Origin of the sequence: Pectobacterium sp. 1950-15, from assembly GCF_037136835.1 — a bacterium.
Lineage (GTDB): Bacteria > Pseudomonadota > Gammaproteobacteria > Enterobacterales > Enterobacteriaceae > Pectobacterium.
Window position 1 is genome coordinate 377619 of record NZ_JBBBQR010000001.1, and the last position, 13830, is coordinate 391448.

Annotated in this window: 9 protein-coding genes; 3 read left to right on the forward strand and 6 right to left on the reverse strand. The window is 54.9% G+C overall.

All coding sequences use genetic code 11. The features are described 5' to 3' along the window. Positions 1-201: 201 nt before the first annotated feature. On the reverse strand, positions 202-594 hold the full coding sequence (locus tag WCT94_RS01655) for a transcriptional regulator (protein ID WP_225086976.1): 393 nt from the start codon (positions 592-594) through the stop codon (positions 202-204). A gap of 903 nt (positions 595-1497) precedes the next feature. Between WCT94_RS01655 and acs the strand changes: the two genes are divergently transcribed. The 3 genes from acs to actP all read left to right on the forward strand — a co-directional run bounded on the left by acs (position 1498) and on the right by actP (position 5551). Next, positions 1498-3459, forward strand: coding sequence for an acetate--CoA ligase (gene acs / locus WCT94_RS01660; protein ID WP_336867531.1), 1962 nt, complete (start codon positions 1498-1500; stop codon positions 3457-3459). Between the two features lie 125 nt (positions 3460-3584). After that, a complete protein-coding gene (locus tag WCT94_RS01665; protein WP_336867533.1) occupies positions 3585-3896 on the forward strand; it encodes a DUF485 domain-containing protein in 312 nt (103 codons plus the stop codon). Beyond that, entirely contained in the window at positions 3893-5551 is a 1659-nt protein-coding gene (gene actP / locus WCT94_RS01670) for a cation/acetate symporter ActP (RefSeq protein WP_336867534.1), read from the forward strand. Before WCT94_RS01665 ends, actP begins: the two co-directional genes overlap by 4 nt. A 74-nt stretch (positions 5552-5625) precedes the next feature. Here actP and WCT94_RS01675 read toward each other — a convergent pair whose 3' ends face one another. The 5 genes from WCT94_RS01675 to WCT94_RS01695 form a co-directional block, all read right to left on the reverse strand. After that, the gene (locus WCT94_RS01675; RefSeq protein ID WP_336867535.1) at positions 5626-7356 is read right to left on the reverse strand and encodes a polysaccharide lyase family protein; all 1731 of its coding nucleotides are present in this window, start codon (positions 7354-7356) and stop codon (positions 5626-5628) included. Between the two features lie 327 nt (positions 7357-7683). Then, on the reverse strand, positions 7684-9813 hold the full coding sequence (locus tag WCT94_RS01680; RefSeq protein ID WP_336867536.1) for an HlyD family efflux transporter periplasmic adaptor subunit: 2130 nt from the start codon (positions 9811-9813) through the stop codon (positions 7684-7686). Positions 9814-9815: 2 nt separating this feature from the next. Beyond that, complete coding sequence (locus tag WCT94_RS01685; RefSeq protein ID WP_336867538.1) at positions 9816-11171, reverse strand: efflux RND transporter periplasmic adaptor subunit; 1356 nt, start codon at positions 11169-11171, stop codon at positions 9816-9818. Then, the gene (locus WCT94_RS01690) at positions 11168-11923 is read right to left on the reverse strand and encodes an efflux RND transporter periplasmic adaptor subunit (RefSeq protein WP_012773379.1); all 756 of its coding nucleotides are present in this window, start codon (positions 11921-11923) and stop codon (positions 11168-11170) included. Before WCT94_RS01690 ends, WCT94_RS01685 begins: the two co-directional genes overlap by 4 nt. Next, positions 11923-13710 carry a TolC family protein gene (locus WCT94_RS01695; protein ID WP_336867540.1) on the reverse strand — a complete coding sequence of 596 codons (1788 nt, stop codon included), beginning with the start codon at positions 13708-13710 and terminating at the stop codon, positions 11923-11925. Before WCT94_RS01695 ends, WCT94_RS01690 begins: the two co-directional genes overlap by 1 nt. Positions 13711-13830: the final 120 nt, after the last annotated feature.

The window sequence follows — 13830 nt, forward strand, 5'->3', positions numbered from 1 at the left end:
AAAATCGGCGCGACTTTATCGTCCTGCTGGCCGCAAGTGGTTATCAGAGAATAACCTACGCAATCGGTTGCTGTTGAAAAAGCGGTGCTAAATTAGCAATAAGTGCGTTATTAATAGCAACAATTTTTCTTTGGTCGTTATTTTCCACTGGAAAATACACGTCTCTAGTCTTCCGGCCGGATAATCTACGATTATGAAAGCTTATGACGCCAGATTTGCCGAAGGCTCAACCGTATCCTGGTTCAGGATCAGCAAAGAAAGCACCCGGTTTTCAACGTTCAGCTTAGAAAAAGACAGCGTACTTAACTGCTTTTTAGTAAAGCCATCAGACAACAAATCCGAGACCACTCGCGTACTTAACACGTTGGAATTCGTTATAAAGTCGTGATAGGCGAACTTCACGTTGATAGGCAGCACATCATCAATTGAGACGGGCGTATTCATTTCAGCACGCAATCCAAAATGGGCGTTGAAAGCAGAATTCGCGCAAACGACCTTACACTTTTCGTCAATCACCGCCACAGCACGCCGATCGTTCTGAACTGGTTGAGAAAGCATGCCTAAAATTTCATTCCGGCCAAATATCAGACTCATTGTTTCCTCTGCATCATGCTATGTAAAAAGATATCTCACAGCGCGCCATGACCTCACGGCGCACCATTGATAAGCAATCAACCTACCGGAATTTAAAAGGTTTCCGGACTAATAGTGTTCTTCCCCACCCCAGAAAGTCACTAATGAAAATAGTGAATTTCGCTAACCGGAACTGTTTACACGTTCTCAGGCTACCGGGGCTCAAACATCTGCCGCCTTAGTCAGCGTCAGTGATGTTTGGGGTGTATCTATGTTATTTATTTTTGGAAACCGAATATTTCTGAATAAGACACAAAAAATAACACTTCATTTTTCTTTTTGTCAGCGGCTAGCACACGGCATCTCTACCCTTTTTAAGAAGGCCCACATCTGTGCTGTGGAACCCGCCTAGAGTGTAGATTATTCACACTTATCTGCCCGTTGATAATCAGATAAATCTATTTCATTAATAGCCTACATATAATTAACAAGTGAAACAAAATTTCAACAGATGGAACACAGGTGAACGCGCTAAATAGCTGGCTCACGTAGAAATATACTCTGAACGGGGTTTTTACTATCGGCTGAATAAGCGGGATCTTTATGCCCTTTGATCGTAAAGGGCGATCAAAAACTTGATAACAATAGATATAATCTATTGAAAACAATGAATTGATCGTTAATGACATTATAACAGCATAGATAATTCTGCTGACTGCCATATTGTGACATACATCACTTCTCGCGTTTTGGCTACCACGAAAAAAATGCCCGTTTTCTGAACCAAAAGACTATCTTTTAAGTAACGCCTCACTGCTTTTCCTGCAATGCGTGATCAATCGCGCAAAAAAGAAACAAAGATAACCAGTTAACTACAATTAACCATTATTTGACATAGCATTAACATGTTTAAGGAGAAGCGCTATGACACAACATAATAAACACACCATTCCCGCCGCAATTGCGGAAAATGCACTGATAAATGCCCAGCAATACGAAGATATGTATCGGCTGTCCGTTGACGATCCCGCTGCCTTTTGGGGTGAGCAGGGAAAGATCGTTGATTGGATCAAACCCTATAAAACGATCAAGAACACCTCATTCGACCCTGGCCATATCAGTATTCGCTGGTTTGAAGACGGTACGCTAAACGTGGCAGCGAACTGCCTGGATCGCCATCTGGCCGAGCGTGGCGATCAAACCGCCATCATCTGGGAAGGTGATGACACGACAGAAAGCAAAAAAGTCACCTATCGAGAGCTGCATCAATCCGTATGCCGCTTCGCCAATGTGCTGAAGTCACAGGGCGTCAAAAAAGGCGATGTCGTTGCCATTTATATGCCGATGGTGCCGGAAGCGGCCGTGGCGATGCTGGCCTGTGCCAGAATCGGTGCCATTCACTCGGTGATCTTCGGGGGGTTCTCTCCTGAAGCCATTTCTGGGCGTATCATCGATTCCAGCGCCAAGCTGGTTATTACCGCCGATGAAGGCGTACGCGCCGGACGTGTGATTCCGCTGAAGAAGAATATTGATGAAGCGTTAAAAAACCCAAACGTCACCACCATTTCCAGCGTCATCGTTTTCCGTCGTACGGGTAAAATCGGTGAATGGAAGGAGGGTCGCGATCTGTGGTGGCACGATCTGGTTGAAAAAGCAGACGACCACTGCCCGCCAGAAGAGATGAATGCGGAAGATCCGCTCTTTATCCTTTATACGTCGGGCTCAACGGGTAAACCCAAGGGCGTATTGCACACCACGGGTGGCTATCTGGTTTATGCTGCACTGACCTTCAAGTATGTCTTCGACTACCATCCTGGTGACATTTACTGGTGTACGGCAGACGTTGGCTGGGTGACGGGGCACAGCTACCTGCTGTATGGTCCGCTGGCATGCGGGGCGATTACGCTAATGTTTGAAGGTGTACCAACCTGGCCGGACGCAAGACGTATGGCGCAAGTGGTCGATAAGCATCAGGTCAACATTCTCTACACCGCCCCCACCGCAATCCGCGCGCTGATGGCTGAAGGTGATAAAGCAATCGAAGGGACATCGCGTGAATCACTTCGGATCATGGGTTCCGTCGGTGAGCCGATCAACCCGGAAGCCTGGGAGTGGTATTTCAACAAAATCGGCAATGGTAAGTGTCCTATCGTCGATACCTGGTGGCAAACAGAGACGGGAGGCTTCATGATCACCCCTCTGCCCGGCGCGATTGAAGCGAAAGCCGGCTCCGCGACGCGCCCATTCTTCGGCGTACAGCCTGCGCTCGTCGATAACCTCGGCAACCCACAGGAAGGCACCGCGGAAGGCAATCTGGTCATCGTGGATTCCTGGCCAGGTCAGGCACGAACCCTGTTTGGCGATCACGATCGCTTTGAACAAACCTACTTTTCCACCTTCAAAGGCATGTATTTCAGCGGTGACGGCGCGCGCCGTGACGAAGATGGCTATTACTGGATCACGGGTCGCGTCGACGACGTGCTGAACGTTTCCGGGCATCGTCTGGGGACGGCGGAAATCGAATCGGCGCTCGTTGCCCATCCAAAAATTGCCGAAGCAGCCGTGGTCGGCATTCCGCACCATATGAAAGGGCAGGCTATTTACGCCTACATCACGCTGAACCACGGCGAAGAGCCGTCCAGCGAGCTGTATACAGAGGTTCGCAACTGGGTACGTAAGGAAATCGGCCCGATTGCAACCCCAGATATCCTGCACTGGACTGACTCTTTACCAAAAACGCGATCTGGCAAAATCATGCGTCGTATTTTGCGTAAGATCGCCGCCGGTGACACCAGCAATCTGGGGGATACCTCAACGCTGGCCGATCCTGGCGTCGTCGAAAAACTGCTCGAAGAAAAGCAGGCCATGAGTACCGCCTCTCAATAACCCTCTGACCCACCGCTCTCTTCATTCCCGTAAGCCATGACGTGGCTTGCGGGGATGTGGCTGGCGATAAATCAGGCGGCGTCGTCGCGGCAATACTCAACCCTATAGATTACTGGAGACTTACGATGAATGATGCCATTTATCAACGGATTGAAAGTCACCCCTTATTCAGAGAACTGGTCAACAAACGGCAGCGTTTCGCTGTTTTTCTCTCGCTGATCATGCTGGTGCTTTATGTGGGTTTTATCCTACTCATCGCCTTTGCGCCTGGCTGGCTGGGAACGCCTATCAGCCCAGGTTCCAGCATTACCCGCGGCATTCCGATTGGAGTGGGATTGATTGCGATCTCCTTCATTCTGACAGGCATTTACGTGTATCGCGCCAACGGTGAATTCGATCGTCTGACCAAACAGTTACTGGATGAGGTAAAGCAATGAAAATACGCTTTATGATGCTGTTCGGGCTTTTGACGCTGCCAGTGCTTGCATGGGCGGCAGATGCCCTCACGGGGGATGTCCAGCGCCAGCCGTTGAATATTCAGGCCATCGTGATGTTTCTGTTATTCGTCAGCGGTACGCTGTATATCACCTACTGGGCATCGAAGAAAACGCGTTCACGTAGCGATTATTATACGGCAGGCGGTAGCATTACCGGTTTCCAGAATGGGCTGGCAATTGCGGGTGACTATATGTCCGCCGCATCCTTCCTCGGGATTTCTGCGCTGGTCTATACCTCCGGCTACGACGGTCTGATCTACTCACTCGGCTTTTTGGTCGGCTGGCCCATTATTCTGTTTCTGATCGCCGAACGACTGCGCAACCTCGGGCGTTATACCTTTGCTGACGTCGCCTCCTACCGTCTGCAACAGCGCCCAATCCGTAGCCTGTCCGCCTGTGGGTCGCTGGTAGTTGTGGCCCTGTACCTCATCGCACAGATGGTGGGCGCAGGGAAGCTCATCGAACTGTTATTCGGCCTCAACTACCATGTGGCGGTGGTGCTGGTTGGTATCTTGATGGTGATGTACGTGATGTTTGGCGGCATGCTCGCCACCACATGGGTACAGATAATTAAAGCCGTCCTGCTGCTCTTCGGCGCCACCTTCATGGCCGTCATGGTGATGAAATCCGTGGGGTTCAGCTTTAACGAACTCTTCAAACAGGCAATGGTAGTCCACCCGAAAGGTGCGGCAATCATGAGCCCCGGCGGGCTGGTTTCTGATCCAATATCCGCCCTGTCCCTCGGGTTAGGTCTGATGTTCGGTACCGCTGGCCTGCCGCACATTCTGATGCGCTTCTTCACCGTCAGCGACGCGAAAGAAGCTCGCAAGAGTGTGTTCTACGCCACGGGGTTCATGGGTTATTTCTACTTCCTGACCTTCATCATCGGTTTTGGTGCCATCCTGCTGGTCAGCGCGAATCCTGCGTTTAAGGACGCCACAGGCGCACTCATCGGTGGGAATAACATGGCGGCAGTGCATCTGGCTGATGCGGTCGGCGGCGACTTCTTCCTTGGCTTTATCTCCGCCGTGGCCTTTGCCACCATTCTGGCGGTCGTTGCAGGTCTGACGCTGGCGGGCGCTTCTGCCGTGTCACACGATCTCTATGCTAACGCCATCAAGAAAGGGGCAGCGACAGAACGCGATGAGCTAAGAGTGTCGAAAATTACTGTGCTGGTGCTGGGTGTCGTGGCGATATCACTCGGTATCCTGTTTGAGAAACAGAATATCGCCTTCATGGTCGGGCTGGCATTCTCTATTGCCGCCAGTTGTAACTTTCCGATCATTATTATCTCGATGTACTGGTCAAAACTGACCACGCGCGGGGCGATGATTGGCGGCTGGGCAGGGCTGTTGACGGCTGTCGTTTTGATGATATTGGGGCCGACTATCTGGGTGAAAATCCTCGGTCACGCCACCCCCATTTATCCTTACGATTATCCAGCGCTCTTCTCCATGCTGGTCGCGTTTATCGGTATCTGGTTCTTCTCCATCACCGATCGCTCCGAAGCCGGACAGCAGGAACGCGCTCGCTTCCATGCGCAGTTTGTCCGCTCACAAACCGGCGTAGGTGCATCAAAAGGCAGTTCCCACTAATCCTCCCTCTCATTGGCCCGCTTTCGCGGGCCAATTATTCTCTGACTCCAACGATCCACGTTATTAAAACCGGTTTATTCCTCGCTTAAGGTCACTACGTCGTACATCACGCTGCCGCCTTTTAATTGCAGCGTGATCGTGTTGTTGCCGTTTTTCAGCAAGTGGGATGACACAGGGATGCGGGCTAGGTGATAGCGCCCGCTCTGTAGCGCACCGCGATAAATGGTTTTGTCGTTCTCGTAAGTCAGCGTTTCCAGCGTCCTGCCGTTTACCGCTACCGCCAGCTGTGGCAGGGTCGGCTCGCTCATACTGCTGTTGCTCGCGGCCGCCAGTGCGATGTTCAGGAAATAGGTTTTCTTCTCAGGTTGCAGGGCAAAACGGATCTCCCATTTTCCCGGTTTGGTCTGCGCGTAATACCAGTCACGCTGATAGTCGCTGCGGCCAATATCGAACGTCAGATTGGCCGGCACCTCATGCTGCCAGCGGGTATTGCGTGCCTCATTACCAAAGCGGAATTCACTCGCCTGCCGATTTGCTTGTCCAATCGCCCAGATAACGGGTTCGGCTTTAGGCAGAGCAATCACCGACAGGGCTTGTTTATCACCAGAGACGGACAGCGTTTGTTCTGCCAATATTCCCGGCTGCGTACCGCTGTTGGCGTAGACCGCAAGGTGGTAATTGCCCGGGCGGACATGGGAAATCGCAAAATTCCCCTGTGTGTCTGTCGTTGCCTGATACGAATACCCACGGGTTTGTACATCAAACGGCTCATCCATCGATGATGAAAGCACCACCGTCACCGGCTGCTGGCTGGCAACGCGTCCGCTAACCTGTGTGCGATCGCGCACATAGCGGGAATCGTCCACCCATTGATACGGCCAACTGACGGCTTCCGTCAGCGCCTGACGCCGGGCATCTGCCAGCATCTGCTCGGTATCACCCTGATTGATATACAGCAGCCATGGGCCGTAGAATTTTTTCCAGCCCGGAGGCGCCACCATATCTGGCGTACCGAAGTGTGAACCCGTCATGTAGTTCAGAATGATCGCATCCTGATGCACCAGTAAGTCCTGTTTGAGCGCATCGCCGGAGAAATACTCCCGATTGCCGTGAATCAACCACGCCCCAACGCCATTACCGAAAACACCCCAGAAAGGCGCGGCACGCATGTAACCAGCAAAATCATATTTGGAATAGATGCGGCCATCCGGCAGCCGCCAGGTTTCATCTTGTACCTTTGGCGAAGCTTCAAGCTGGCTGTAGAGCAGCGGTTTACCCTGACGATCGCCGTTATAGAGATGGTCTAACCGGGCAGGATCGAAGCGGTATACGTTACGCAATTCACTGACTTTAACGTCCTGACTGCCGCGATTCTCTGCCACTACATAGCTGTAAAGTCCGCTCACGCCACGACGCATAATCAGGTGATATTCAAGCCGTAACAGCCCGTCTCGCTCGTCGATATAGGCGACATGCGCCATGTCACGATCGTTGCGCAGCACCTCTACCCGCTCGGGGACAAAATCTTTGACGCCTTTAGCATGAACATTGTTGACATAATAATCGAGGTAAGCGCTGCGGGTTTTGCTCGGATCGCGTACCGCGCCGGACAAATTCGTGACGATATTCTTGCCTCCCGTCACCATACGCACCGCGCTGCCATCCTCGCCAAATGCGACGCTGAGTAAGCCGTTATCCAGCACGGTATTCAAACCAGAAACGGATAACGACACCGCATTATCCTGCGCGCTATAGCTATAGGGTGCCAGCATGGCCCCCACCAACAACAAGACAGATCGCTTCACAGTCAGCCCTCTTGTATTCCACTGTTTAGACAGAAACGTTTATCGCGATGATTCGGGCTACGGTAAATGCCAAATATTAGGGGAAACACGGTGATGAGGTTCCCGCAGGGACACCTCGCACCGTGGTAGCCCCGTGTATCTCGGTATGGCACCAAACCTTGTCGCTGAAATTAAAAATTTCTGCCATTTTAAATAGATAGGATAGGGATATCAGGAACAACATAATCGAGGGGATAAGCGCCCTCCTTCACGTCACTGCCAGCAGAAACAGGAAGCTGGCAATGACAGGAAGAAAGTCAGGATCGACATCGCAGAAATCAAAACTGATCAGAATGACAGTTCGCGAATCAGTACCGCAGACACCACTTTCCAACCACGGACCAGCAGGCTTTGCGCCTCACCGTCCATCACCACCGTACCGCGCAGCACCTGCGGCTGAGCACGATAATCGTCCGGCAGGCTGAGCAACACGCGATAAACGGCCTGTTCAGGGTGCAGTTTGCGCTGTGCATCGCTCAGCGTGGCAATATCACCCCCATAAACCGATGCCAGTTCTGGCGCAGCGTTCAGATCGCGGGTGGCCGTGCTGGCGATCTCTACAATGGTGAGCGGCAGCGACGAGCGGCTGACATCCTGTAAATAAAACGTGCCCTTTGCGCCCGTGTGAAGCCGCTGCCAGTCTTTTTCCGACACGAACGCTTCCACCAGCCCGCCGGTCGGCTTGGTGACAACCGCTAGCCATTCCCCCTGCCCCAACCACTCGCCGGGTTCCAGCGGCGTTGCCATGTCAGCCACCACGCCGTCTATCGGCGCACGTACCGTCAGCTGTTCAGACTGGCGCTGCAAGACCTGTAATTTTTGCAGAGCCGCATCGTGCTCCTGCTTCACCCGCTGGTGATCGCCTGCCGCTTCTTTGTTGAATACCTGAAAGGTACTTTGCCAGTTCAGCGTGGCGATTTGTCGCTCCAACTGCTGCCGTTCGTGCACCAGCGCGTCAGACGACAGCGTAAATAGCGTCTGTCCCGCGCGCACAGGCTGACCCACCTGTACCTCAATGCGCTGAACCATCGCGGGCACGGGCATATACAGGCTGCTTTGCTGTTCCGCCCGCAGCAGCGCCGGCGCATACACACCGCGCTGCCAGGGAATCATCAGCAAGAGCAGAACTACAGCGCTCACGGTCAACGTTGTCGTCATATTACGGTTCATACGGTAATCCTTACGGCGTTTACTCCATTCGCGCACTTCATTCACCACCGGCATCACCACGAAGTAGCCGATTTCAATGGCGAAAAGCAGCATCCCCAATAGCTTGAACGCCATGTGGTAAACCAGAATCGCGATACCGGTAAACAGGAAGAAACGGTATATCCACACCGCGAAGGCATAGCCCACCAGTGTGCGTTGCAGCCAGCGGGGAAAGTGCTCCGGCGGTGCATCACCTAAGCCGAACAGCCATTCCCGCATCTGCCAGCGGCCAATAGCGAAGCCCCGATTTTGCAGATTCGGCATCTGCAATCCATCGGACAGCAGGAAATAGCCGTCGAAGCGCATCAGCGGGCTGAGGTTAATCGCCAGCGTCATGATCCAGGTCGTCGTCGCCAGCATAAACGCCGCGCTGCGCAGCATACCGTCCGGCAAGAAGCTCCATGCCAGCGTCGCCCACGCCGCCAGCACCAGTTCGGTCATCATGCCCGCTGCGCCAATCGCCATCCGCTGTCGGCGGCGGGTGAGTTTCCACGACCCAGAGGTATCGGTATACAGCACCGGCATCATCACCAGAAATGCGACACCCATCGTGGCAACCCGCGCACCAAAGCGCTTGCAGGTGTAGGCGTGGCCGAACTCATGCAGGATCTTGGTAAAACACAGCGTCAGCCCCGCCAGCGCTGCACCTTCCAGCGTGAAGAAATGCAGAAAGGTATGCTTGAACGTTTCCCACTGGCGTCCGGCGAGAAAGAGTCCCAGCACGGCCACCATCAGCGTCAGTTTGAGGAAAGTCCGGCTGAAAAACGGCTCAACCCACCGTAGCGTCGCGCCCAGAAAGCGATCGGGATGCCATAAGGGAATACGGAAAAACAGATAGTTCTTCAACAGCTTGCGCCAAATGGAAACGCGCGACTGCTCTACCTGACGAGAAAATTGCGCCAGCGCGTCATCGCCGGAAACGCGTGTCAGGCTGTTAGCCTGTAAGAAACGGTTGAAATACTGCACATCGCTGTCATCAAGCGTTAGTGCAGAAGTCTGGTTAACCTCGGCCACAATCTGTGCCGCGTTCCCCATCGACCAGCGCGAGAGCATCGCCATTTCCGCCCAGCCGATACGAAAATAGAGGCCGCGCAGCGGATCTTCCAGCGTCCAACTGGGGGATCCGTCACGGTTAGCCGGCCCGGCGTGCAGGATCAATTCATCGCGCAGCGGGCTGAGTCCAGCGGCTGGCGTCGCGCCTCCGGCCATCGTCAGACACCCAGCCAGACGCGCAGAGAGGCCAGCGGTTTACGCAGCAGGTAGACGAACAATACCGTGCGTTTCCCGTACAGCTTAGCCGTCCCCTTAAGGCCCACGCGCAGCTGTGGATCATCTTGCGTAAAGCGCGCCCGCAGCCGATAGGCCATCACATTATCCGGCGTTGGCGCGGCGCGGTAGCCAATCTGCTCAAGCCGCGCGTCCTGTGCCGAATTCGGTGCAACATTGAGGAACAGGCGTACATCCGCGCCGTTTTCTAGCGCAATCGCATCTGCCGCAGGCAGTTGGATCTCTAGCTCAACATCATGCGGATCGGCGATCATCATGATGCGCTCTCCCACCGCCACCGAGCGCCCAATCCAGTCGCTGCTATCGTCAAAAATCGCCACGCCGTCACGCGGGGAAGCGAGCTGCATGCGCTCCTGCTGACGTTGCAGAAAATCCATCTCGCTCTGCGCCTGTTCGCGGCGGCTTTGCAGCACGGCCAAACTGGCTTTGCTGTTAGCATCGAACAGCGCCTGCTGCTGTGCCTGACGATACTGAGCATCGGCGGTAGCAAAAGCCTGTCGGGCCGATTCCAGCCGGTTTTCCAGTTCGCGCACGTCCAGCCGCACCAGCGGCTGATTGGCACTGACAGCCTGATTAGGGCGAACCAGAATATCATCCACCACGCCCGCCACAGGCGCGCGCACCATCACCGGACGATGCGCGACAATCTCCGCCGGCGCCAGCACCGACTGGCGAACCGGGATCAATAAGATCAGCAGCAACGCCACGATCCCCGCCAGGATCAAACGACGTTTCTTCGGGCTGGTGTTGGTCTGCCGACGACGTGGCTTCAGCAAACTCGACCAGGCGTGCGCGTAGGCGTCCGCCAATTTCTCCAGCAGCACGATCTCAGCAGGCAGCCACGCGTTGTCCCGCGCTAACACCAGTACCAGCGGCGTATCGCCCTGCGGTAAGCGCAGTGGCAACCAAAGTAAAAATTCCGGCAGATGTTCCTGCCACAAAACCCGATCGTCAGCGGCTAGCTCGCGGCATTGTAGCGTCTGCGTTTGACGCCCTTCTTCCTGCCACTGGCGGCACAAGCGACTAAATTCGGTACAAAATGGCGCGTTGTGATCGAACGAGGCCAGCCCGGAAGCCGCCTGCAAGCGCCGCTTATCGCAGTCCCACAGCAGCGCCTGCCGATACTTCACGACATTGTGCGTCTCGTTGACGATAAAAAACGCCAGTTCATCCAGCGTTTCACGCGCTCTGGCACGGCTTTGCAGCTGTAATAGTTCGGCCAGCAGTGCCAGCCGAATATCCTGTTCAGCTTGTGCTGCGGTCGTGTTCCGTTCGGTCATGGCGACACGCTGCCTGCATCAGGCGGCACGATTTGCGCCACGCCGCTCATACCCGGCAGCAATCCGGCGGTAGACTGGGTAATACGACCAAAGACTTTTACCGATTGACTGACCGGATCGATCGCCGAAGAAAGTCGGCTAATTTCCGCCGGATAGCTCAGGCCGGTTTCATCCAACGTAACCTGAAAAGCGCTGCCCTGCTTGAGCCACACCAGCCAGCGCGACGGCACGATCATTTCCAGCTCGAACGCGCTGTCATCATAAATTGCTAGCAGCTCTTTGCCTTCCGGCACGGATTCCCAACGCTTCACTTTGGTTTCCGTGACGCGGCCGGAGAACGGGGCTTTGATGGCACAGCGTTGTAACATGGCGCGATTGACGCCACTTTCGGCCTGCGCCATCGACACCGACGATCGCGCCTGATCGACATCCGACAGGCTGATCGAATTGAGTTTATCCAGCCGATCGGCAATCGCCAGCTTCTTACGCGCGGCATTCTCTGCGGCGTTTGAGTAGTTCAGCTTTTCGCGCAGTACGGTGCAGTCAAACGTCACCAGCGTATCGCCCTGCTTGAAGTGTTCACCCTCTTTCACCGCAATATCCGTCACTTTCCCGGCAATTTCGCTGGATAACACGGTATAGCGCTGCGCGCTAAGCTGTACGCGAATGTCTCCCGTCGTCGCAGCCTGCCCCCACAGGGGCAGGCTTAACGCACTCACCAGCAACAGCGGACGCATCATGCCAACAGCCATTAACGCGAACCTCCGGCCTGTAGGGATTGCAGGTTATCCCACATATCCGTATTTACGACGCGGTAGGGTTTCCCCGCGTTGGCCGACGGCGTTACCGCCACAGGCGTGATGGGCTTCGCGACAGCGGAACCTGTTGCGGAAGCGGTGACGGCAGATGCCGTCGTGGTGGCTGGTGTCGCCGGTGTTGACAGGGACAGACGCGGAACCGCAACGCCACCTTTCTCAAGGTTCCCCGTGGTGCGCGCAATCGAGTTGCTCAGCGCCGCCAGACTGACATCGTTCACGTTATCCGGCAGCACATCCAACCCGGCAGCCTGATACACCGCGCCCAGCGCGTTCTGCACATCGGCAAAACTGCGGTCACGTGCGCGGGTGGTCAGAATGGTTTCGGTGCTGACGCGTACCTGCTCCATTTGCGTTTCGGCACGATGCTGTACGCTGAGCGTGGTCTGGTTGAGGATACCGCGCTGAATCCGCGCCAGTTCCTGATAGCGACCGAACATCCGCGTACTCTGCTGATATTCCTGCCAGGCAACGTTCACCTGCGTCAGCACCGCCATGCGTAGCGCCTGACGACGAACTTCCGCCAGATCTTCATTCGCCTGTCCGGCACGTTTAACCGACGACCACGACAGCACATTCAGCAGGTTGCCGCTGACCTGAACACCCGCGTTTGCCCACTGGTGATTGACCAGATAGCTGTTGCTGTCGCCGTTGATACCGGCAAACAGCGACACACCCGGCAACAGGCGCAGCAGCGATTTGCGGGTTTCCAGTACGCTATTGCGTGCCAGATAGCTCTCTTCACGCACTTCCGGGCGTTTAACCATCGAGAAGTTTTCCAGATCGTCGAGCGAGTAGGCCATCTTCGGCGCGACCAGACTGCTTTCGCTCGGTACGACGACATCGTATTTACTCGACGGAGGCAGATTCATCAGCGCGGCCAGACGGGATTTCGCCACCACCAGATCGCTGTCAACGATTTCCAACTGGCGGACCATCTCCAGCATGTTTTTCTGGAAACGCAACGCCTCAACCGGTGCCAGCAGGCGCTGTTGTTCAGTCTGACGCGCGTATTCCAGCGCCTGACGCGCCTGCGTCAGTGCAGTAGTGACTTCTGGCTGCAAGCGCTGTGCCGTTGCCGCCTCCCAGTAGGCCGTTCGCACCTGACGGGTAATATCCGCGACCACGCGACGACGGCGCTCTTCCGCCGCCAGCGATTTGTTCGCCTGTACTTTGGCGTTGAAATAGCTGATACCAAAATCCAGCACGTTCCAGCTCATCGTCAGATCGGCGGTACGCTGGGTCTGATCCTGACTGGTGGATGCTTCCAGCGACTGCCGACCGGTGGTCACCGACTGGCTGCTGGAACCGGCCACGTTATCGCGGGTTTGCAGGCCGGCGCGCGCGGTCAGTTTCGGTAACAGCATGTCCAGATTCTGTACGCCCAGCAGGTCATCTTCCATCGCCTGTTCCAGCAGCGCGACCCGCTGTTGCAGGTTATATTTCAGCGCACGGGCAATCGCTTCATCCAGCGTAATCGTGCCGCGCACCGGTTCCTGATTGGCGAACATCTGCGTTCTGTCGCTCAGCGCCTGTGCAACCTGTTGTTCGATCGTAACCGGTTCAGGTTTGACGGCACAGCCAGCCAGCCCCAGACAAGCCAGGGCTACCGCGATCCGTAACGCCCGGGAACCCGCGGTGCGTGGTGTAGCCTCGTGTTGAACGTTCTGCGGCTGACTGTCGTGTTGCTGGCTATCCCAGAAATGCGCTATGTGCTGATTCACCCGGGTTCTCCCCATCTTCTATTTGTCTGTTCCCTTCATCTTGCAGGCGGTGGAGTGGTTACCGCCTGCAAGCGCCCGGGTTAGTGGTTAAGTAATAAAATCTCGTCTCGGTATTCGATC

Coding starts and splice junctions, on each gene's coding strand:
- WCT94_RS01685 (WP_336867538.1), bottom strand. CDS start 11,171: ATGACCGAACGGAACACGACCGCAGCACAAGCTGAACAGGATATTCGG.
- WCT94_RS01690 (WP_012773379.1), bottom strand. CDS start 11,923: ATGGCTGTTGGCATGATGCGTCCGCTGTTGCTGGTGAGTGCGTTAAGC.
- acs (WP_336867531.1), top strand. CDS start 1,498: ATGACACAACATAATAAACACACCATTCCCGCCGCAATTGCGGAAAAT.
- WCT94_RS01655 (WP_225086976.1), bottom strand. CDS start 594: ATGAGTCTGATATTTGGCCGGAATGAAATTTTAGGCATGCTTTCTCAA.
- WCT94_RS01665 (WP_336867533.1), top strand. CDS start 3,585: ATGAATGATGCCATTTATCAACGGATTGAAAGTCACCCCTTATTCAGA.
- actP (WP_336867534.1), top strand. CDS start 3,893: ATGAAAATACGCTTTATGATGCTGTTCGGGCTTTTGACGCTGCCAGTG.
- WCT94_RS01680 (WP_336867536.1), bottom strand. CDS start 9,813: ATGGCCGGAGGCGCGACGCCAGCCGCTGGACTCAGCCCGCTGCGCGAT.